Origin of the sequence: Pseudomonas sp. SWI36, from assembly GCF_002948105.1 — a bacterium.
In the GTDB taxonomy this organism is placed as follows: domain Bacteria; phylum Pseudomonadota; class Gammaproteobacteria; order Pseudomonadales; family Pseudomonadaceae; genus Aquipseudomonas; species Aquipseudomonas alloputida.
Map to the genome: position 1 here is coordinate 5660960 of NZ_CP026675.1, position 21702 is coordinate 5682661.

16 protein-coding genes and 2 pseudogenes are annotated in these 21702 nt (G+C 60.9%); 7 read left to right on the top strand and 11 right to left on the bottom strand.

Features of this window, described 5'->3' with window-relative positions; translation table 11 throughout:
• Positions 1–12 precede the first annotated feature (12 nt).
• From C4Q27_RS27000 to clpK, 6 genes are all read right to left on the bottom strand, one after another.
• On the bottom strand, positions 13–1794 hold the full coding sequence (locus C4Q27_RS27000; RefSeq protein ID WP_104887668.1) for a monovalent cation:proton antiporter-2 (CPA2) family protein: 1782 nt from the start codon (positions 1792–1794) through the stop codon (positions 13–15).
• Positions 1795–1988: 194 nt separating this feature from the next.
• Entirely contained in the window at positions 1989–2492 is a 504-nt protein-coding gene (locus C4Q27_RS27005) for an Hsp20/alpha crystallin family protein (RefSeq protein ID WP_064492091.1), read from the bottom strand.
• 26 nt (positions 2493–2518) lie between these two features.
• A complete protein-coding gene (locus C4Q27_RS27010; protein ID WP_020190681.1) occupies positions 2519–2890 on the bottom strand; it encodes an Hsp20/alpha crystallin family protein in 372 nt (123 codons plus the stop codon).
• A 27-nt stretch (positions 2891–2917) separates the two neighbouring features.
• Complete coding sequence (locus tag C4Q27_RS27015; protein WP_010954193.1) at positions 2918–3373, bottom strand: Hsp20/alpha crystallin family protein; 456 nt, start codon at positions 3371–3373, stop codon at positions 2918–2920.
• 189 nt (positions 3374–3562) lie between these two features.
• Positions 3563–4033 carry a phosphate-starvation-inducible PsiE family protein gene (locus tag C4Q27_RS27020; protein WP_010954194.1) on the bottom strand — a complete coding sequence of 157 codons (471 nt, stop codon included), beginning with the start codon at positions 4031–4033 and terminating at the stop codon, positions 3563–3565.
• A 60-nt stretch (positions 4034–4093) separates the two neighbouring features.
• Positions 4094–6865: a heat shock survival AAA family ATPase ClpK gene (gene clpK, locus C4Q27_RS27025; protein WP_064492093.1), complete on the bottom strand. Its 2772-nt coding sequence runs from the start codon at positions 6863–6865 to the stop codon at positions 4094–4096.
• A 741-nt stretch (positions 6866–7606) separates the two neighbouring features.
• Here clpK and C4Q27_RS27030 point away from each other — a divergent pair.
• Entirely contained in the window at positions 7607–9808 is a 2202-nt protein-coding gene (locus tag C4Q27_RS27030) for a bifunctional diguanylate cyclase/phosphodiesterase (protein ID WP_064492094.1), read from the top strand.
• A 129-nt stretch (positions 9809–9937) separates the two neighbouring features.
• Here the strand turns inward: C4Q27_RS27030 and C4Q27_RS27035 are convergent.
• From C4Q27_RS27035 to hisI, 4 genes and pseudogenes are all read right to left on the bottom strand, one after another.
• Positions 9938–11554: pseudogene (locus tag C4Q27_RS27035) on the bottom strand (heavy metal translocating P-type ATPase); the annotation flags it as partial.
• A 366-nt stretch (positions 11555–11920) separates the two neighbouring features.
• Positions 11921–12325: an RNA polymerase-binding protein DksA gene (gene dksA / locus C4Q27_RS27040; RefSeq protein ID WP_064493495.1), complete on the bottom strand. Its 405-nt coding sequence runs from the start codon at positions 12323–12325 to the stop codon at positions 11921–11923.
• A 36-nt stretch (positions 12326–12361) separates the two neighbouring features.
• Positions 12362–13708 carry a dihydroorotase gene (locus C4Q27_RS27045; RefSeq protein ID WP_104887669.1) on the bottom strand — a complete coding sequence of 449 codons (1347 nt, stop codon included), beginning with the start codon at positions 13706–13708 and terminating at the stop codon, positions 12362–12364.
• Complete coding sequence (hisI, locus tag C4Q27_RS27050; protein WP_064493493.1) at positions 13705–14118, bottom strand: phosphoribosyl-AMP cyclohydrolase; 414 nt, start codon at positions 14116–14118, stop codon at positions 13705–13707. The genes C4Q27_RS27045 and hisI overlap by 4 nt, the downstream gene beginning before the upstream one ends.
• A 97-nt stretch (positions 14119–14215) precedes the next feature.
• On the opposite strand from hisI, the gene C4Q27_RS27055 reads away from it, so the two are divergent.
• Together C4Q27_RS27055 and hemB are read left to right on the top strand one after the other, a co-directional pair.
• Positions 14216–14650 (top strand): DUF4440 domain-containing protein, encoded by a 435-nt coding sequence (locus C4Q27_RS27055; protein WP_104887670.1) that lies wholly within the window; start codon positions 14216–14218, stop codon positions 14648–14650.
• Positions 14651–14655: 5 nt separating this feature from the next.
• Positions 14656–15666: a porphobilinogen synthase gene (gene hemB / locus C4Q27_RS27060; RefSeq protein WP_064493492.1), complete on the top strand. Its 1011-nt coding sequence runs from the start codon at positions 14656–14658 to the stop codon at positions 15664–15666.
• Between the two features lie 51 nt (positions 15667–15717).
• Here the strand turns inward: hemB and C4Q27_RS27065 are convergent, their stop codons facing one another.
• Positions 15718–16884: an N-acetylmuramoyl-L-alanine amidase gene (locus tag C4Q27_RS27065; protein ID WP_177410029.1), complete on the bottom strand. Its 1167-nt coding sequence runs from the start codon at positions 16882–16884 to the stop codon at positions 15718–15720.
• 129 nt (positions 16885–17013) lie between these two features.
• Here C4Q27_RS27065 and C4Q27_RS27070 point away from each other — a divergent pair, with 129 nt between their 5' ends.
• The 4 genes and pseudogenes from C4Q27_RS27070 to C4Q27_RS27085 all read left to right on the top strand — a co-directional run bounded on the left by C4Q27_RS27070 (position 17014) and on the right by C4Q27_RS27085 (position 21690).
• Entirely contained in the window at positions 17014–17415 is a 402-nt protein-coding gene (locus C4Q27_RS27070; protein WP_020190656.1) for a Fur family transcriptional regulator, read from the top strand.
• Positions 17416–17461: 46 nt separating this feature from the next.
• Positions 17462–18294 (top strand): annotated as a pseudogene (locus C4Q27_RS27075) (GTP-binding protein).
• Between the two features lie 50 nt (positions 18295–18344).
• Complete coding sequence (gene folE2, locus C4Q27_RS27080; protein WP_104887672.1) at positions 18345–19289, top strand: GTP cyclohydrolase FolE2; 945 nt, start codon at positions 18345–18347, stop codon at positions 19287–19289.
• A gap of 310 nt (positions 19290–19599) precedes the next feature.
• Complete coding sequence (locus tag C4Q27_RS27085) at positions 19600–21690, top strand: TonB-dependent siderophore receptor (RefSeq protein WP_104887673.1); 2091 nt, start codon at positions 19600–19602, stop codon at positions 21688–21690.
• The last annotated feature ends 12 nt before the right edge of the window (positions 21691–21702 follow it).

Below are 21702 nucleotides of genomic sequence, written 5' to 3' on the forward strand. Positions count from 1 at the left end.
TCGGATTCCCGCTCACTGGGCGTCGGTGGCTTCAGGCGCAGGCGGATCAATGCGCTCGATATTTCCCAGAACCAACGCTCGCCCGGCAAATAGACCGCCGGATGTTTCCAGGGCAAAACGTGCGGCATCGCGTGTGCGCACCTCGTCGGTCACCGCGTCAGCTTCAACGCTCGAGGCTCCCAAGGTCAGCACGGCCTGGCGGCCAAGCAGCAAGGAGGATTCAAAGGTTTCCCGCACGATGTAGTCGGCGTCGTGCCTGACCAGCTCCAGCGCGTGCTCGCGGTCAAAGGCGCGTACCAGCACCTTCACCTGCGGGCAATACTGCCGCGTGCTTTCGACGATTCGTGTCGCAGCCTTCTTGTCATTCACGCACACAATGATGGTGCGGGCGTGACGGGCCCCGGCAGCATGCAACAGGTCATGCCGGGCACCATCACCGTAATAGACCTTGAAACCATAAGGCTCCACGGCGCGGATCACCTCGGGGTCCATGTCGATGATTGAAAGCTTGGCGCCATGAGCGAGCGGTGCCTGACAAGCGATCTGGCCGACACGGCCAAACCCTATGATGAGTACATGGCCTTGGAGATTCTGTGCCGGCTCCACACCGTCCATGGAAACCGCCCGGGGCCGCGCGAAACGCTTGAGCAACAGAAGGTTCACCGGCGTGAGGGCCATGGACAGCACCACGATAGCCGTCATGTTGGCGTTGATTTCGGCACTGACGACCTTGAGTTTCAGCGCTTCGGTAAACAGCACAAACGCAAATTCGCCCCCCTGCGCCATCAGCACGGCGCGATCCAGCGCATCGCCATGCTGGCTTTTCGCTAGGCGCGCGACCCCATAGATGCACAGCGCCTTGACCACCATCAGCGCCAGCACGCCAGAGCTGATGAGCAGCCAGTTCCTGGCCACCACCTGCAGGTCCAGCGCCATGCCGACGCCGAGAAAGAACAGCCCCAGCAACAGTCCGCGAAACGGTTCTATGTCAACCTCCAGCTGGTGGCGGAAGGTGGACTCCGACAGCAGCACACCGGCAACGAACGCTCCCATCGCCATCGACAGGCCGCCGATTTCCATCAGCAGCGCTGCTCCTAGCACCACCAGCAGCGCGGCAGCAGTCATCACCTCGCGCGCCCGGGCTTGGGCCAGTACCCGAAACAGGGGGTTGAGCAACCACAACCCGATGATCACCAGTGCGCTGAGGGACACGGCTGCGACAGCCATGCGCTGCCACAGGGGTGAGGTGGGTTCGGGCACCGCTGCAGTCGGCGCCAGAAATGCCACCACCGCCAGCAAGGGCACTATCAGCAGATCTTCAAACAGCAGAATGGACACGATGCGTTGGCCCCTCGGCTCGGTCAAGTCACCCCGCTCCGAGAGAACTTGCATGACGATGGCAGTGGATGTGAGTACAAAACCGGCCGCGCAGACGAATGACACCTGCCAAGGGAAACCAAAGGCCTTGCCGACGACGGTGAGCAGAACGGCACAGATCAACACCTGCAGGCTGCCCAGCCCAAAGATCTGCGCCCGTAGCGCCCACAGATGCGAGGGATTGAGCTCCAGGCCAATCACGAAGAGAAACATAACCACGCCCAACTCGCCCACATCAATGATGGTGTGAGGGTCATTGACCAGTTGCAGCCCGAAAGGCCCGATCATCATCCCCGCCAGCAGGTAACCCAGCACCGAGCCGAAACCGATGCGCTTGAGCAGTGGCACGGCCACCACGGCAGCGCTGAGCAACGTGATGACACCCAACAACAGTCCTGCGTTGCCTTCAGCGGCCATGGCTTCGACCCTCAGCCCCTGTCAGGACCGGTTATGGAGAAAGTTCCGGACGAATTATCGCTGGGCGTCTCAGTTCGCCTGGGATGTGCAATATCCACTGCATGGGAAGCCGCAGCTTCCGGTGGAGCAACTGAAGAAACACCCGCCCGCAGGTAGGTCGCGGGCGGGTAATCCTGGTGACGAGGGGCTGTCCCCTAGCCTTCGCGAACCTCGATGCGCCTGCCACTCGCACGCGCTTGCTTGGGCAATTCGATACGCAGCACGCCGTTGTTGCATCTGGCGCTGGCCTGCTCGGCAATGACCTCGGCAGGAAGCCGGAAGGTGCGCCGGAAACTGCCAAAGGTGCATTGCCGGACGCGATAATGCCCATTGCCCTGCTCCTGCTCGACGCGCTTTTCACCGCGAATGATCAGCGTATCGCCCCGCACTTCCAGGTTCAGGTCCTCCTTGACCATTCCAGGTATCTCAAGGCGAACGACGATCCGCTCACCATCCTCGTAAAGATCGCCGGCCAGCAGCCCCCAGTTCGAGGCAAGCGCCGGTGATGAGGTCGCATCCTGCGACTCGCCCCTGCTCCGCTTCACTGGCGTGAAGCGCGTCAGGGCCTCGCTGGTGCGACCGCGAAGCTGACGCCAGCCCTCGCCCAGCGAATGCCAGGTTTCCTCCAGGCCATGTCTGAGTTCAGCTAGTTTGTCCATGGGTCGTCCTCCACACGCTCAAGGCCCTACGCGCTTTTCACGACGATCTTGCGCGGCTGGGCATGTGCATGTTTGGGAACACGTACGTTCAGCACGCCGTCCCGTAGCTCAGCATCGATTCGGGTCGTATCCAGCTCGGAGCTCAAGGTGAAGGCTCGTCTGAATCGCGACAGCTGGACTTCAGCGTAGACGGCCTCCAGCTGTTCGGACAACTGCGGCATGATCTCCCCTTCCAGCACCAGCGTGTCACCCTCCACATTGACCACGAGATGATCCTTGGGCACCCCGGGAAAGTCGGCAAACAGCTGGATTCCGTTTTCGTCTTCGAAGACATCGACGCGCGGCAGCAGTGTTTGGGTTTCAGTTTCGCCGCGCACGACTGCTTGCTTGTCGTTCATGGTGATTCCTCCTTCAAACCTTTGCTGTTACTGGATGACTATACGCTTGGGCTGCAGCGCTTCTCGCCGCGGCAGGGAAATGCGCAGGACGCCGTCGCGGTAGTGGGCCTCGACCTTGTCGGTATCGACTTGATCATTGAGGCTCACGGTACGCTTGAAGGGACCGGCATAGCGCTCGTTGGCGTACACGGAGCAATTGCCCTCCTGCGTGCTGCGCGCGGGCCGGCGCTCGCCGGAAATCGATAGCAGGCCTCGGTGAATCTGCAGATCGATGTCGCTCGGGTCAACGCCGGGAACGAAGGCGTAGACCTCCATGCTCGATGGCGTGCTCGCGACATTGATGGCAGGAAAAGCACCACTGGCCAAGGCACGAATGCTGCCTGGGCGCCCGAGCCCAGTTCCCAGCACATGTTGCAGTTCGCGCTGGAGCTTCTCGAACTCGGCAATCGGATCGCTCGACAGATTAAGAAGGGACTCGTACATGACAATCCTCCTTCCAGCTGACTGAAATGATCTCGAACAGGAGGCGCGAAGCGCCGGGTTTCGGCCCCTGATGACGGAATTATGTGAGCAATCTGGAGGTTTTCAAGCCCCGGTTTGAACGGATATGGAATTACACATCCGCGCTCTTTTTCCCGTTCAATCTTTGCCTTGGCGCCATTCACACAGAGCCTAGGCAACTCGATCATCACGCTCACGCAACAGCCAGTAGGTCAGCCCCAGGGCCAGGGTGGCGCCAGCGAGCGCCGCGACTTTGGCCGGGCTGACATCGGGATCAAGGATCACGATCTTGCGCGACAGCGCGATCAACCCGATCAAGAGGACCGTCTTGACCTGAATGATGCTGCCATGGCGCAAGACAACGCGCACGATGGAATGCTTGAATTCCATCGCGATCAGCAGCGTCATGACCATACCGAACACATTCTGGAAGATCCGGTGGTCCAGCGGATTGAACGCATCGATGATCAGCAGGCTGAAGACTATCTGGATCAGCTGTACCAGCGACACCACGATAACCACCGCGATCACCAGCGAAAGAATGTGAGCGACGATCTGCTCGAAACGCTCGTAAAACGTCAACACCGCCCACTCGCGACGCAGTCGCATGCGCGTGGTCTCGGGCTCATCGCTGTCCTTCATGCCTCACCTCTTCAGCAGCAAGATCATTGCAACGAGAAACCGCAGCCTTCGGCCTGGGCTTCACGCATTTTCACTGTCGAGCTCTTTGGCCGGCTCGGCTTGCCGGCGGTCGAACCCGACCCGCTCCGCCTTGTCGTCCCAGCGCACATGGGCGTGATCACCCTTGCCAATGCCGCCGCCGAGCATTTCACGTGCCAGTGCCGTCTCCAGCTCGCTGCGGATCAGTCGCTTGAGCTCGCGAGCACCGAATTCGGGCTTGTAGCCGACTTGCGCCAAGTGATCGACCAGTGTCTCGTCGAACGTCAGCGTCACGCCCTGGCTCGCGGCATTGCGGGCTACGCGCTCGAGTTGCAGGCCAACAATGTGGCGGATCTCCAGCTTGCCCAGCGCATGGAAGACGATGATCTCATCGATTCGGTTGAGGAACTCGGGGCGAAAGTGCCCACGCAGCACTTCCATCACCTCGACCTTGGTCTGCTCGTACTCCTCACCAGCCGCTCCAGGCGCCTTCAGCCGCCGCTGAATAATGTCGGAGCCCAGGTTGGACGTGGCGATGATAATGGTGTTGGTGAAGTCCACCACGCGCCCCTTGCCATCGGTCAGTCGCCCGTCGTCGAACACCTGCAGCAGGATGTTGTAGACGTCGGGGTGGGCCTTCTCGATTTCGTCGAGCAGCAGCACGCTATAGGGCTTGCGCCGGACCTTTTCGGTAAGCTGGCCGCCTTCGTCATAACCAACGTAACCCGGAGGCGCGCCCACCAGCCGAGCCACGGAATGGCGCTCGCCATACTCCGACATGTCGATACGCAACAGGGCGCTCTCGTCGCCGTAGATGGTTTCGGCCAGCGCCTTGGCCAGCTCGGTCTTGCCGACACCGGTGGAGCCCAGAAACAGGAACGTGGCAACGGGCTTGCTGCCTTCGCGCAGCCCAGCGCGCGACAGCCGAACCGCGTCCGCCACCGCACGCACCGCCTCGTCCTGCCCCACCAGGCGCTCATGCAGCCGCTGCTCCAGGTGCAACAGCTTCTCGCGCTCCTCCACCGTCAGTTCATTGACCGGAATGCCGGTCAGCCGCGAGACGATTTGCGCCACATGTTCCGCCTTGACCTCGGTGCTGCCCGAGCCGCGCTCGAGCTCCCACTCCTCGACCCGCTGCTTGAGTTCGGCCTCCGTGGCTTCGACGCGCTTGCTGATCTGCGCCGCATTGTCATATTGCTTGCGCGAAGCCGCGTAGTCCTGCTCGCGGCGCAATTGGTGCAACTCCGACTCCATTTCCTGCACCGCAACCGGGCGCGCCGTCGCCGATAACTTGACGCGGGCGGCAGCCTGATCGAGCAGATCGATGGCCTTGTCCGGCAGAAAGCGCGCGCTGACGTAGCGGTCGGACAGTTCGGCGGCAGCGATGATCGCCTCCTCGGTGATGCTGACCTTGTGGTGCGCTTCGAAGGTGTCGCGCAGGCCGCGCAGGATCATGATGGTCTGCGCCACCGTTGGCTCGGGCACCACGACCGGTTGGAAACGCCGCTCCAGCGCAGCGTCCTGCTCGATGTACTTCTGGTACTCGTTGAGCGTCGTCGCGCCAATCAGGTTCAGCTCACCACGCGCCATCATCGGCTTGAAGACGTTGGCCACGTCCAGGCCGCCTTCTCCACCGCCCTGGCCTGCCCCGACGATGGTGTGCACTTCGTCGATGAAGAGAATCAGCTCGCCCTGATGCTCGGCGATTTCCTTCAGCACCTTCTGCACGCGCTCCTCGAACTCGCCTCGGTACTTCGCGCCAGCCACCAACGAATTGATGTTCAGTTCGACCAGGCGCTTGTCGCGCAGCGTCTCGGGCACCTCGCCGGCCACCATGCGCTGCGCCAGCCCCTCGACGATGGCCGTCTTGCCCACGCCAGGCTCGCCGATCAACACCGGGTTGTTCTTCTTGCGCCGCGCCAGTACCTCAATGGTGGTTTCGATTTCCTGTGCCCGCCCGATGACCGGGTCCAGCTTGCCATCGCGCGCCATCCTGGTGAGATCGCGCGAGTACTTGTCGAGCTCCGGCGTTTCGGTCGGCGCCTCGGCGCGGCCATCCTCTGCACCCTTGCCAACCACCTTGCTGACGCACTGGCGCAGGGCCTGCGGCATAAGGCCATAGCGGCGCAGCAAGTTGGCGGCCAGCCCTTCGCCCTCTTCGGCCAGCCCGATCAGGAAGTGCTCGGGGCCTACGTATGCGTGCCCCAACTCATTGGAGGCGACGAAGGCGCGACTGAGCGCATCCTTGACCCGAGGCGACACGCCGACTTCGCCTTCAAATGGCTTGTCGCCGCGCTTGGCTTCGGCTTCGATCTGGCGCTTGAGGTCATCAACCTTGATCTTGAACTGGCTCAGGATGGTCTTCACCACATCGCTGTCGGCCAGCGCCAATAGCAGGTGTTCGGTATCGACTTCGGACCGACCGAACTCCGTGGCACGCTTGGCGGCTTCCTGCAACAGGGCCTCCGAGTGTTCGCTGATGCGGCTGGCCAGCCCGCTGCTGCGGCGGCGTGGCGTGCCGGACGCTGCGCGGCCAGGTTCCCCAGACGACGCTTCAGCCACTTCATCGGCACCCGTGGCAACGGATGCCGAGTCTTCTCCGATGCGCAGCAAATCGCTGCCCATGAACTCTTCGAACAAACCGCTGCGCGAGCCGAAAAGGGCTTCCAGTGGGGAAAGGGTGCGTTTTTGCTGGCGCACCAATTGGCGGTAGTGATCATCACACAACAGCATGATGTTGTGGCGGCCATTGACCTTGGCCTCCACCCGTGTCGTGGCGGGTTGGCCACAGACCTGGCATTGTTTGCTGGCCATGCGGGCGCTCCTTGAGTCATTGAGATGACGAGATGGAGCCTGCCGCAGCACCTCGTCTGCTGGTGGGCCTTCGTGACGACTTCAACGAAATCTCCGAGTCAGCTTCAATTCGGAATCGAACGGCTGTGCTTCGATGCACCCGCTTCGCGCTCCTCGAGGATGATCGTCAACAGCCCATTGTCGAATGGGCGCTTGATCAAAACCTGATCGGCATCGTCAGGCAGGTTCAAGGGTGGCGGGCAACAGCCGTAGAGCGTTCGGCACGAGGGAAGGCGCCCGACTGCTGCTCTCGCAGCAGTCGGGCGTGATCGGGATGTTCTTTCCTTGAGATGGGCCATTCAAAGGAAAGCCAGTACTGTATCCGTAATGTCCAGCGCCAGCTTCAGCACGCCTGCTAGGCAAGCGCGGGTTGGCGAGCGCGGGTTGGCGAGCGACGAAAACAGATGCGCCCAGGCCCAAGGAACTTTTGCAATGCTGGCTAAAGTCTGCGCCTGGTAGTTCGCAAGTCAAGCAGTATCTGCGATCGGTTCAGAAATAGTCAGCGGGCAGGCCGAGGCGAGCCGAGTTAAGGCGCACGCGCTCCATCTGATACGTTCTTTTATCATCCACCTGAGTCTTTTTCGTGGAAGGCCCACTGCTTTATAAGATTTCGCGATCGGGGTGCGATCGGACTGTACCCGGGCACTCAATTCTCCAGCCGTTCAGGGAACCGGAAGGCCTCGCAAGTACTCAGGAATCCCCATGAACACCTCCTGCACGAGCTATCACAGCATGGCGCTTTCCGAGTCTCAGCGCGACATACTCGGTATGATTGCGACCAATCATCAACTGCACGACATCCTCACCGCCATCTGCTTGATGATCGACGCCCAGGATCCCGGCACGCTGTGTTCGATACTGCTCACCGATGCGCAAGGCAAGCATTTGCTGAAGGGCGCCGCGCCTGGCCTGCCGCCTGCCTACAGCGATGCGATCCATGGGTTGCCCATTGGGCCTCAGGAAGGCACGTGTGGCACAGCTGCATTCCGCCGCGAGCTGGTGGTGACAGCGGATATAGCCCGGGATCCGAGCTGGGAGCGTTTTCGCAGTCTGGCGCTAGGGTACAATCTACGCTCCTGCTGGTCGTTGCCATTACTCTCGCATCAGGGATCCGTACTTGGGACATTTGCGCTATACCAGGATCAAGCGATTGCGCCAAGCGAGGTGCAGATCCATCGGCTGACCTGCGCGGCGCAACTGGCTGCCATTGCGATCCGACATGAGCGTGACGGCCAACGTCTGGAGGAAAGCGAACAACGGTTTCGCTCATTGTTTACCTACAACCCCAACCCGGTTTTCGCCCTCGACAGGGCGGGCAACATCCAGAGTGTGAACCCTGCTGGCCTGAAGCTTAAAGCTGGCGCGGCAACTGATCTTGTCGGCCATCATTTCTCCCACCTCGTGTTCGAAGAAGACCTGCCGAAAGTGAATCAGCATTTTTTCGCGGCCCGCGCCGGTGAGCCGCAGCGATTCGAGGCAAGGGTGCGCGACGAGAGCGACGACAAGCAGTTGATCATGGATATCGCTAACCTGCCAATCATGGTCAATGGCGAGATCGTCGGGGTATTCGGCATCGCGCGGGATATCAGCAAACAGAAGCATTACGAGCGCCAGTTGAGTATCAATGCCAGCCATGACGGGCTGACGGGTTTGCTTAACCGCCTGTCTCTGGAAGACCGGCTTGTCCTGGCGTGTCGCAGCAGCCGTCAACGTAAAGTTCAACTGGCGGTCATGTACATCGACCTGGATGGATTCAAATCCATCAACGACTCCATCGGGCACTACTTCGGCGATCAAGTGCTGATCGAGGTGGCACAGCGCTTGACCCAGCAGGTCCGTCCGGCTGATACCGTCGTGCGTATGGGCGGCGATGAGTTTGTCGTACTGCTGACGGACCTGCTTCGTGATGAAGACGCTGTCCCGGTGGCCGAGCGACTGCTGGCCAGCATTGGCAAACCCTACTGTATCCAGGGTATTGACCTGCACGTGAGTACCAGTATCGGTATTACGGTAAGCGATGGCCACATCGAGCAGCCGATGAAGTTGATCCAGCAGGCTGACATGGCCATGTACAAAGCCAAGCAACAAGGTCGGAACAACTTTCAATGGTACACCAGTGATCTTAACCACCGCGTTTGCGAGCACAGAAGCCTACGTAATGACCTGCAAAAGGCTATCAAAACTCAATCGTTCAGCCTGCATTATCAACCGCAAATAGAAGCGCGCACGCGTCGGGTGGTCGGGATCGAAGCTTTGTTGCGCTGGGAGCATCCGGTTAGAGGGTTCATCTCTCCAGCGGTTTTCATACCGGTGGCAGAGGACAGTGGTCAAATTATCCCTCTGAGCCTTTGGGTACTCGATACGGCGTGCGCGCAGTTGCGCAACCTATGTGATCAGGGCTTCAACGGTATCTCGATGGCCGTAAATATTTCGCCGATGCATTTCCAGTGCGGTCAGTTCGTTGAATGTATCCAGGCAGTGTTGAGCAAGCATGGGCTAAGCGCTGGACAATTGGAACTGGAGATAACCGAGTCACTCTTGCTGCATAACGTTGAACAAGCAATCGCAACCTTGCACCGCCTCAAAGACTTGGGTGTACGCATTGCGCTGGATGATTTCGGTACGGGGTTCTCCAGCCTGAGTTATCTCAAGTGCTTGCCAATAGACAAAATCAAGATTGACCGCTCCTTTATCCAGGACATCTCGACGAACCCACACGATGCAGCAATCACTCAAGGCATCATTTCGATGGCCCATCATCTCAGCCTGTCAGTGGTCGCTGAAGGTGTGGAAACTGCGCCTCAGGTGAATTTCCTGGAAAGGGGGCGCTGCGATATTCTCCAAGGCTATTACTTTGCGAGACCCATGTCGCATGAGGCGCTCAGGACTTTCTTGGCCGACTAGTCCACCGCCATGGTGATGTCCTCGGCTCGCCGGGTTGATATTTTCGTGCTGCTTTGTAAGCGATGCCCATCGTTGCCGGCGCTGTGACAGGCGGGGGGAGCCCCCACCTGCATGCCTGCGTTATAGGCGTCAGCGTTGGATGCCAGCACGATATGCTGACATTTCCCTCTTCTCCACATCCCGTTCGTCATAACGTAACAAGCGCCCGGAGTTGCTGAGCACCAGCAATGTACTGAAATTGTGCAACAGCGCTGCGACCATCGCCCCCGCCGCTCCCAATAAACCGAAAGCTGCTGCCCCCACGATAGCCAAGGTCCAGCCCAAGCCGATCAGCACGTTCACCTGGAGCGTGCGACGGCAAAGACGGCTGAGACGGAGGCAGGTGCCCAAGCGCCGCAGATCACCGTTGATCAGCACGATATCCGCTGCGGCCAGCGCGATATCAGCACCGCCCGCCCCCATCGCCACCCCCACGACACCCGCCTTGAGCGCCAGCGCGTCATTGATGCCATCACCCACCACCAAGGGGCGGAAGCCAACCTGAAGCTCATGGTTGACCTGGCGCAACTTCTCTTCTGGCAATGCTTCGGACACCACGCGAGTGATACCGACCTGTGCAGCGATGGATTCAGCCACACGGGTGCGATCACCGCTCAGCAGCAACTGACGCTCCAGGCCTAGTTCACGCAATTGCTGCATGGCCTCGGCAGACTCTGCGCGCACGTTGTCGGCCAGCAACAGCCAACCCAGAAATTGCCCATTCTGCGCCAAGCCCGCGATTGGGCCATCATGTTCAGGAACTGGAGGCACCGTCATGCCCAACTCATCGAAAAGCTCCGGTCGCCCCAACGCAGCTTTTCCCTCGGCTGTGTGCGCCACAACGCCAAAGCCTTGGCGTTCATGGACATCCAGTAGCGGCAAATGGTGGTCATGCGGTACCAATGCCGCCAGAGCACGGCTGACCGGATGGCTACTGGCCGCACCGAGACTTGCGGCGAGGTTGATGATATCGGCCTGCGACAACGTACTCGATAGGCCAACCACGCTGCGCAGACGCAGTTTGCCGTAGGTCAGTGTGCCGGTCTTGTCGATCACCAGCGAAGACAAGTCGGCGAGTTCCTCGAGGAAGGCAGACCCTCGAATCAGGATACCGTGCCGAGCGGCGACGGCAATGCCTGCCACCGCTGTCGCCGGTGCCGACAGAACCAATGCACACGGACAGGCGGCGACCAGAACGGCCAACATGGCCTGGGCATCCTTGGTAACGAACCAGGTCGCGGCGGCAATCAGTAGCACCAGTACCAGATAACGCCCGGCGTGTCGTTCGAGCAAGCGTGTGATGGGCGGCTTGGCTTGTTCGGCGCGCTGCATCAGGGCGATGACCTTGCCCAAGGTAGAATCATCGCCAACACGCGTAATCTCCACCCGCAGCAAGCCATCCAGATTGATCGACCCTCCATGGATATCCATCCCGGTCGTCACCTCCTGGGGAATGGACTCCCCCGTGATGGGCGCGGTGTCCAGGCTGGCCTGGCCTTCAATAATGCGTCCATCGTCTGGTACCCGGTCACCGGCACGGACTTCGACTTGGTCGCCAGGGTTGAGGCTTGCGTTATCGACCTCATGAACCTGCCCATCGGCATTGATAAGACGTGCACGACTACGGGTCAGCTGCCCAAGTGCCGCAATCGCTTCTTGCGAGCCGAGCACGCTACGCTCCTCCAGGACATGACCGAAAATCATGACGTACGTGGCGCTAGCAATCGCCACGCTGCTATTGACACTGCAAGGATTGGTCGGGGTGTTCAGCCCTGACTCCTACTGGTTCGTCCTCTTGCCATTTGCGACATATTCGGTAACGTTATAACAACAGATGTAAAAAATCTGTTCGTCCAGCACCAGGACCGGCGCGGCTGATAACGGCTGAGCTATTGAGTCGCTCTTGGGACAGGGCGTCCCCTCCCATTAGGTATCGGGATAAAAACTGGTGTTCAGCGTGATACGTAGGCCCCTGGGCGAATGGGCAAAACAACGTTACCTCGAACGCGAGCATACCCGGGGGCATCTACTGTGGCTATGTGCTGATGAACCCTATGGTGGCGATTTGCACCCTCAATCGTCGCGCATGTGCCGCTCATTGCGCTCCTGGCGTTCTTTGGCCTCCACGCACAGGGTGGCGGTTGGCCTGAGCAGCAACCGCTTGAGACCAATCGGTTCGCCAGTTTCCTTACACCAGCCATACTCGCCACGGGCAACGCGTTCCAAGGCCTCGTCGATCTTGTCCAGCAGTTTTTTCTCCCGCTCCAGCAGCCTCAATTGCCATTGACGATGCTCCTCCGCCGTGCCGATATCGGAGGGATCACTGGTAGGCTCGAAGTCGCGGATCGCTTCGAATTCTTCAGCGATGCGTTGCTGAAGCTCATTGCGCTGGGCAAGCAGCAGCTCACGGAAGAACCTTTGCTGGGCAGCGTCCATGTAGGCGTCTTCGGGTTGGGATAGTAGCTCTTGTTCGGTCATTGCAGGTGCGCTCAGGTCAATGAAAAGAAATGGCGGTCAACCGCGTCGTGCGTTGAACGCCAGCGGCAAGCCTTGGCAGCCCTCGACCAGCCGGCCTTCATGCCAGGCCAGTTGCCCGGAGACCAGTGTCGTGGCCACTCGGTGATGAAAACGATGGTGCACGAACGGCGTCCACTGACAGTGCGCCAGAACCGGGTCGAGGCTGACAGCGCGGGGCTCGGGCAGACGCTCGATCAGCGTCATGTCCGCCCAGTAGCCCTCACGCAGGTAACCGCGTTCCGAAATGGCGAACAGATCCGCGACGGCGTGGCTGGTCTTGCGCACCAGTTGGGCAACTGTCAGCACGCCCTCCTCCACAAGCTCGAAGAGCGCCGGAAGTGCATGCTGTACCAACGGCAAACCTGATGGCGCCGAGGCATAAGGGCGTTGTTTTTCCGCCAAGGTGTGGGGTGCGTGATCGGTACCGATGACGTCGATGCGGTCGCACAGCAGAGCCTGACGCAGTGCGTCCCGGTCTTCCCGGGTTTTGATGGCAGGGTTGCATTTGATCAGGTGGCCCAAGCGGGCATAGTCACGGTCATCGAACAGCAGATGGTGCGCGCACACTTCGGCGGTGATCTGCTTGCCCTGCAAAGGCCCAGGCTGGAACAACTTCAGCTCTTGGGCGGTGGTCAGGTGCAGCACATTCAACCGTGTGCCGAACTGCTTGGCAAGCTGCACCGCCAGGCTCGAAGAGCGCAGGCAGGCATCGGCATCCCGAATGATCGGGTGCATGGCCGGCGGAATGAAATCGCCGTAGCGCTCACGTATGCGCGCTTCGTTGGCCAGGATCGACGGGGTGTGCTCGCAGTGCGCCAGGAGGATGGTCGGCACGCTGGCGAACAGCCGTTCCAGCACCCTGGGGTCGTCCACCAGCATGTCGCCGGTGGAGGCGCCCATGAACACCTTCACTCCCGCCACCTCACGTGGGTCGAGGGCCGCCACGGTATCGAGGTTGTCCTTGCTCACGCCAAAATGAAAACCGTAGTTGGCAACCGAGGTGGTGGCGGCGCGGGCTTTCTTGTCGTGCAGGGCGGCAAGATCCAGCGTGGCCGGGTTGGTGTTGGGCATGTCCATGAAGCTGGTGATACCGCCCGCCACTGCTGCGCGCGACTCACTGGCCATGGTGCCCTTGTGCGCAGCGCCAGGCTCACGAAAATGAACCTGGTCGTCGATCATGCCGGGGAGCAACCATTGGCCCCGGGCATCGATTTCGAGCGGCGCATTGACGCCCGCGATGCTGCGGCCGATTTTCTCGATACGGCCATGGGCGACCAGTACATCGGCCTCCTGTATGGCACCTTCATTGACCAGGCGGGCGTTGCGAATGATGACTTGACTCATACGCCCACCTCGGCGGGGTTGCCCGTCACCACCACTTGATCACCCTGGATCGCGTTGTAGAAACAGCTGCGACGCCCTGTGTGGCAGGCGACACCTGCCTGATCCACCAGCAACAACAGCGCGTCGCCATCGCAGTCCAGCCGCACGTCGTGTACATGCTGGACATGCCCCGAGCTTTCGCCTTTGCGCCACAGGCATCCACGGCTACGTGACCAGTAGCATGCCCGCCGGGTCTCGAGGGTTTCCAGCAGCGCCTTTTCGTTCATCCAGGCCAGCATCAGGACTTCGCCGCTGTCATGCTGCTGGGTGATGGCGGGGATCAGCCCCTGGGGGTTCCAGGGTATGTGGCCAAGCACATCGGTCAAGGCGAAGCGGCTTCCCGCCTGTGCCTGCTCAAGGGTAAGGAACATGATTTGCAACCTGTGGTAAATGTTATGTTATAACAATTACAACTTAGCAGATTACGCCGCTACTGTTCATCTTTTCCACTTGCGCAGGAGAGACGCCATGACCGATACATGCCAGAACCCAACCATCGAAACCTACGCCGACACCGAACTGGCCTGCCTGGCCGGTGCCAAAGCGGCGCTCTACCGTTGGGCCGCGACCGTGGCCACACGTGATGTGGATCAGGTGCTGGCGTTGTACGCACCAGATGCGATCCTGGTTCCGACCCTGTCCAACCAAGTGCGTGACTGCGACGACAGCCGTCGCAACTATTTCGAGAATTTCCTCGCTAACGACGGGCTGGTCTGTGACATCCAGTTGTTCAAGAAGCGCGTCAGCCGCAAGCTGGGGACCGTGGTCGTTGGAGGCCAATACACCTTCGTCTTTCGTGAGGACGGCGAGCAGCGGGTAGTGCCAGCGCGCTTCCTGTTCACCTTCGAGCGGATCGACCAGCAGTGGTTGATCACTGGCCACCATTCCTCCATCGAGGCATGAGAGGCATGACCCACTTCGCGAACTCAACGGGCGCGTTCCCGGCCACGCGTTTGCGCCGTAATCGCGCTGACGAATGGACGCGTCGTCTGGTCGCTGAAAACAGCCTGTCTCGCGATGACCTGATCTGGCCGGTTTTTCTCAAGGAAGGCTCAGGTACACGCGAGGCAATCACCGCCATGCCGGGCCAGGTACGCGTCAGCCTGGCCGAACTGCCGGATCACGTAGGCCGGGCGGTCGAACTGGGCATTCCGGCCATTGCCCTGTTTCCCGCCACTCCAGTGCAGCGCAAAGACAGTGAGGGCACCCACGCCCTCGACGCGGACAACCTGATCTGCCGCGCCGCCAGGTTGCTCAAGGCCACGTTCCCCAACCTTGGCTTGATCGGCGACGTCGCACTGGACCCCTACACCGACCATGGCCACGACGGCGTGCTGCGCCAAGGCCGCGTGGCCAATGACGAGACCTTGCAGGTACTGGCGGCCCAAGCCGTGGTCCAGGCCCAGGCCGGCATCGACACCTTGGCACCTTCGGACATGATGGACGGGCGCATCGGCGCGCTCAGGTCCGCGCTGGACCTGGCCGGGTTCAGCGATGTGCGTCTGATGTCCTACGCCGCCAAGTACGCGTCCGGCTTCTACGGCCCGTTCCGCGACGCGCTGGGTTCGGCGGCCGCGCTCAAAGGCGACAAGCGCACGTACCAGATGGACCCGGCCAACAGCGACGAAGCCCTGCGCGAAGTAGCGCTGGACCTGCAAGAAGGCGCCGACATGGTGATGGTCAAGCCCGGCATGCCTTATCTGGACATCATTCAAAGGGTCAAGGCAACCTTTGCCGTGCCGACATTCGCCTACCAGGTCAGCGGTGAATACTCGATGCTCAAGGCAGCGATCAATCAGGGCTGGCTGGATCCGGACACGGTTATCCTGGAGGCGTTGATGGCGTTCAAACGTGCGGGGTGCAACGGCATCCTGACTTACTTCGCTCTGGAGGCCGCCTCGCGGCTGAAACAGGGTTGAGTGGCCTGTTAGAGAGGACACCGCGCTCAAGCGCAAGGACACGCAGCGTGCTCACGCCTCTCTCTTGGCCGTGATCAGGCTGCCAGCCGGTGGTTTCTGGCGGAAGTAGCTGTCCAGCCCGGCGAATATCGCCTCCGCGACCTTGCGCTGATGACGGGCATCATGCAACCGCCGGCAATCTCCGGCATTGGAAATGAAACCGGTCTCGACCAGGATCGAGGGTACTGCCGCCGACTTGAGCACGGCGAAACCTGCCTGTTCCACCCGCGCTTGATGCAGGCCCGACACCTGCCCAAGCTGCGAGAGCACCTGATGCCCAAGATCCAGGCTTGTGGCGATCGTCGAGTTCATCGACATGTCCAGCAGCACGCTGGCAACCATGGGGTCGCGCTCACGCAGCTTGATCGGCAATCCCCCGCCGGCCCTGTCTGCATCGTTTTCCCGCTGCGCCATCCAGCGCGCCATCGACGACGTCGCGCCCCCTTGCGACAAGGCGAACACCGATGCCCCAGACGCCGTGAGTCGCGGTGCAGCATCGGCATGTACCGACACGAACAAGTCCGCGTTCAGCCGCTGACCGAGTTCGGCGCGCTTGCGCAGCGGAATGAACACATCGTCACTGCGCACCAAGCGTGCCTTGTAGCCTTTCTGTGCATCGATGCGCTTGGCCAGCAACTTGGCGATCTGTAACGCAACGTGCTTTTCCTGCTCGCCCTTGGGCCCTACTGCACCGGGGTCTTTGCCGCCATGCCCGGCATCGACCACGATCAACAGGTCGCGCTGTCGCGCCAAGGGCTTGGCAACTTCCGGCGCAACGCCCACCGGTGGCCCAGTGAGTACCAACTCCAGGCCATGCGGCCTGGTGTTGAGCGAGCGGACTTCGCCGCGCACTGCCGAGTCGGCCAGGTCCAGCACGATACGCAAGTCACCGGACGCGGTGATGCCACTGCGTACGGCTGTGACGGCAGTGCCTTCCAGGGCAAGATCGTTCAGTGACGCCTGCAGACTGGCCTGAGGAAGATCAAGAACCAACCGCGGTGGCGCCGCGAGGCTGAAATGCTTCGCCGCCACCGGCCCGGTAAGCTCCAGCGACACCTTGGTGACGCTGCCCGACCGGCTCACCCAAACCCGTTTAACCGCCTGCCCGGCTTGTGCCGCAAGAGGCAGCGGCAATGCCAGGCATGCAAGCAGTAGTTTCAGCACTCGTCGACGATCCATATGGACTCCCATTGACCTGCGAACCAGCGAAGCCTCGGGCAATTTCGCTAGCCATTTTATTATTGTTACCTTATAACATCCCAAATCCGGAACAAAATGAAGACTGCCCGCCAACGGAAGGAGACCTGCATGCAACTGACCAGCAATCAGCAACGTGTCCTGACGGCGCTTCAGCAAGCCGACAAGCCGCTCAGTGCCTACGCCATTCTGGACAGCCTGCGCAATGAAGGTGTCAGGGCGCCGACGCAGATCTACCGCGCGCTGGGCCACTTGGCCGAGCAAGGGTTGATTCATCGGCTGGAGTCTTTGAACGCTTATGTCAGCTGCACCTGCCCAAGCCAGTGCGAAGCAGGTTTCAGAGCGTTCGCCATCTGCGACAGCTGCGGCCATGTCGATGAGTTCAACGTACCGCACCTGAACCAGGCCCTGGGGCACTGGATGAAACAGAACGTGTTTTCGCTGTGCAGCTCGGTCATCGAGCTGCACGGTAAATGCGCCGCCTGTACTCGCCGTGATGCAGGCGAGGACTGAGCAGAGCCGCACGCATGCGCACCACCCTTTATCATGAGGCCTCCCGATGAGCCCCCCTGTCCCCCATACCAACGAAGCCGCGCGGCTGCCCGTCACTGTACTTTCCGGCTTCCTGGGAGCCGGCAAGACTACCCTGCTCAACCATATTCTGAGCAACCGCGAAGGCCGGCGAGTCGCGGTGATCGTCAACGACATGAGCGATGTGAACATCGATGCCGCACTGATACGCGAGGGTGGCGCCGAGCTGTCACGCACCGACGAAAAGCTGGTGGAGATGAGCAATGGCTGTATTTGCTGCACCTTGCGCGAAGACCTCCTGCTCGAAGTGGACCGTCTAGCCAAAGAGGGTCGTTTCGACCAATTGGTCATCGAATCGACGGGCATCTCCGAGCCACTGCCGGTGGCGGAAACCTTCACCTTCGAAGGCGAGGATGGCCGCAGCCTCAGCGAAGTGGCACGCCTCGACACCATGGTCACCGTGGTCGATGCCTTCAATTTCCTGCGCGACTACAGCTCGCGCGACAGCCTGCAGGCACGCGGTGAATCGCTGGGCGAGGAAGACGTGCGCACCGTGGTCGACCTGCTGATCGAGCAAATCGAGTTCTGCGACGTCATCGTACTGAACAAGACCGACCTGATCAGTGGCGAAGAGCGCGATCGCCTGATGGCCATCCTCAATACCCTCAATCCAAGGGCGAAAGGTCGAAATGGCACGAGGACGTTGGCGATGCCCGCCAGGAGCTGGTGCTGATCGGTATGGAAATGGACGAGGCAGCGCTGCGGGCGCGTTTCGATGCCTGCCTGCTGACCGATGAGGAAATGGCCCAGGGACCGGAAGGCTGGATGAAGCTGACCAACCCCTTCCCCGGCTGGAACTGATTCAAACGCCTTGCTGCCACGTGCAAGGCTCCCACCACTGGATATACATGATGAGCTCAGCATTACCCGACGTTTCCGTCACCGACCTGGCCCCCAGCCTCAGCCCGCTGCAATGGGTCGGCATGCAGGGTATCGACCTGCCGGTAAGGATCCAAGAACCGACCTACCAGCGTGAGCTGCACGCCCGGGCGGATGTCCAGGTCGACCTGCCGGCACCGCATGTCAAAGGCATTCACATGTCCAGGCTGTATCGCCTGCTGGACGCCTGGGGGCAGGCTGCGGCGGTGTCGCCGGCAAGCCTCTTTGCGCTGTTGCAGGAGATGATCGACAGCCATCAGGATTGCGAAAGCCGCAATGCCAGGTTGCGCCTGGATTTCGACTTGCTGGTTCGCCGCCCTGCACTGGTGACCGAGGGCCTCTCTGGCTGGAAGTCGTACCCGGTTCACGTGCTCGCGACGAAGGTCGGTGGGGCGCTGAACCTGAGTATCGAGGTCAGGATCGGCTACTCCTCGACCTGCCCGTGCTCGGCCGCTCTCTCCCGGCAGTTGATTGAGGACGGCTTCCTGCGAACCTTCAAGGACCAGCCACTGCTCGAAGCCAGCGCCGTCGCGCAGTGGATGCGCAGCAACGCGTCGCTGGCGACGCCACATAGCCAACGCAGCGAAGCTCGAGTGCGCGTCACGGTACCTGCCGATGCCCCGGATCTCGGGTTGCTGGCCCTGATCGACCACGTCGAAGGCGCCTTGCGCACGCCGGTTCAGACCGCCGTAAAACGGGCTGACGAACAGGCTTTCGCAGCACTCAACGGGCAGAACCTGATGTTCGTCGAAGACGCTGCGCGGCGTATTCAGGCAAGCCTGCACGGTTACCGCGATAGCCAAGTGCACGTTCGCCATCTGGAAAGCCTGCACCCGCACGATGCTTCGGCCTGGTCCGCCCCGCAGGCCGCTGCGCCTGACCAACAAGAATCATTTGCAACCGGTAATGAACGCTAACCACTAGCGTTACGTTATTACATCTAATAACATGCGCATCCCAACACATGAACATTTCCTCATCAGGATTCATTTGTCAGGTCTGACGCAAGGCGGGCCGCTCTACTCGCAAGGGTTTCTTGTCATCTGTGATGCAGCACCGCCCGAAGCAGGGCGCGGCATCGATGTTGGCATTGAGTGCAGCCTGCACAGCCTACACCGTGGAGCCTGATGGTGTATCCGTTGTGATCCCCTTCGAGCTCGTGGACAGTGCCCAAGTCAGGACGTATCCAACAATGCAACGTTATAGCGTGAAAAACGGAGACTTTACGTGAACCCTCGTGCCCCCCTTCTGGCCGGCCTGACGCTGGGCTTGTTCGGCCAGCCGATTTCAGCGGCACAACCCTTGCTGCTGAACGAAACCTCCATCACCGATGCCTACCTCGAAGAGCGCGCCGACGGGCCGGTGCAAGGCTATCGTGCCAACCGCTCTGCCACGGCCACCCGCACCGATACCGACATCCGCGACACGCCGCAGAGTATCGACGTCGTGCCCGCGCAGGTGATCAAGGACCTCAACACCACCCGCATCGACCGCGCCCTGGACTTTGCTGGCGGCGTGTCGCGGCAGAACAACTTCGGCGGCCTGACTTTCCTCAACTACAGTGTGCGCGGCTTCACCACGGGCGAGCTGTACAAGAACGGTTTCGCCATCAACCGCGGCAGCTACAGCTCGCCGGACACCTCCAACATCGAGCGCATCGAAGTGCTCAAAGGCCCGGCTGCCAGCCTGTACGGCCGTGGCGACCCTGGCGGACTGGTCAACATCGTCACCAAGCGCCCCCAGGCCGAAGCCTTCAGTACCCTCACCCTCAGCGCAGGCAGCTGGGACCGCTACCGCACCGCCCTGGACGCCAACTCGCCGCTGGACAGCGAAGGGAATCTGCTGGGCCGGATCAACCTCGCCGTCGAAGACAACGACAGCTTCCGCGATCATATCGGCAGCGAGCGCCGTATCGTCAGCCCCTCCCTGAGCTGGCAACTGTCACCCGACACCCGACTGATGATCGACACCGAGTTCTCCCGCACCGAGTCGGTGTTCGATCGCGGCATTCCGGCGGTCAACGGCGAAATGGGGTCGGTCAAGCGCTCGACCTTCCTTGGCGAGCCGAATGACGGCGATATCCGCAACGACAACCAGACCCTCGACGTGGCGCTGGAACACGTGCTCAACGACAACTGGAAGCTGCGCCTGGCCAACCACTACACCCAGGGCACGCTCAAGGGCAACAGCTCCGAGCCCCAGGCCCTGGTGGGCACCACCATCACGCGCTTCTATCGCGAACGCGACTTCGAATGGAACGACAGCATCACCCAGGCCGAGCTGCACGGGCAGTTCGAGTTGGGTGGCTGGCAGCATCAGACTCTGGTCGGGCTGGAGTACGAAAACTACCGCAACAGCCAGAAGTACCCGCAAAGCGCCACCTCCGCAGCGTATGGGCTGGATATCTACAACCCGGTATACGGCAAGCCGAAGCCAGCCATCACCCGTGCCAACGACTTCTTCGAGCACACTGAAAGCTACGCGATCAACTTGCAAGACCAGATCGCTTTCACCGAGCGCCTGCGCGGGTTGCTGGGCGTACGCCTGGAGCGCTTCGAGCAGACCTCGCAGAACCGCACCGCGGGTCTCAGCAACAGCCAGGAAAAGGACGTTGCCACACCGCGCATCGGGGTGTTGTACCAACTGACCCCGCAAGTCGGCGTGTTCGCCAACGCATCCACTTCGTTCAAACCCAACACCATCGGCACCCAGGGCCAGGTGTACAAGCCTGAAAAGGGCTTGGGTTACGAGACCGGGGTCAAACTCGACGTCCTCGACAGCCGCCTGGGCGCGACCATCGCCCTGTTCCATATCGACAAGGAGAACGTCATCACCACCGACGCCCTTGGCGAGAGCGTGGCGGCGGGCGAAGCGCGCAGCCAAGGCCTGGACCTGCAGTTCAGCGGCCAGCTGACCGACGCGTTGCGAGTGATCGGCGCCTACGCCTACATCGACGCCGAGGTCACCAAGGGCGACGCAGCCCTGCCCAAAGGCAGCGACTTGCTCGGTATCGCCCGTAACAGCGGCAGCCTGATGGGCGTGTACGAATTCCAGGACGGGGCCCTGCGCGGTTCGGATGTGGGCGCAGCGGTGAACTACGTCGGCGAACGCTCCGGCCAGGCCGGCAGCGACTTCACCCTGGACGCCTACAGCACGGTCGACCTGCTGGCGCACTACAAGGCCAGCGAACAGGTCACCGTCGGCCTTAACCTCAACAACCTGTTCGACCGCAAGTACTACGAACGCTCGTACAACAGCGCTTGGGTGCTGCCCGGGGAGCCACGCAACTTCAGTGTCAGCCTGACCCTTAGCCTTTGAACCGAGGAACCA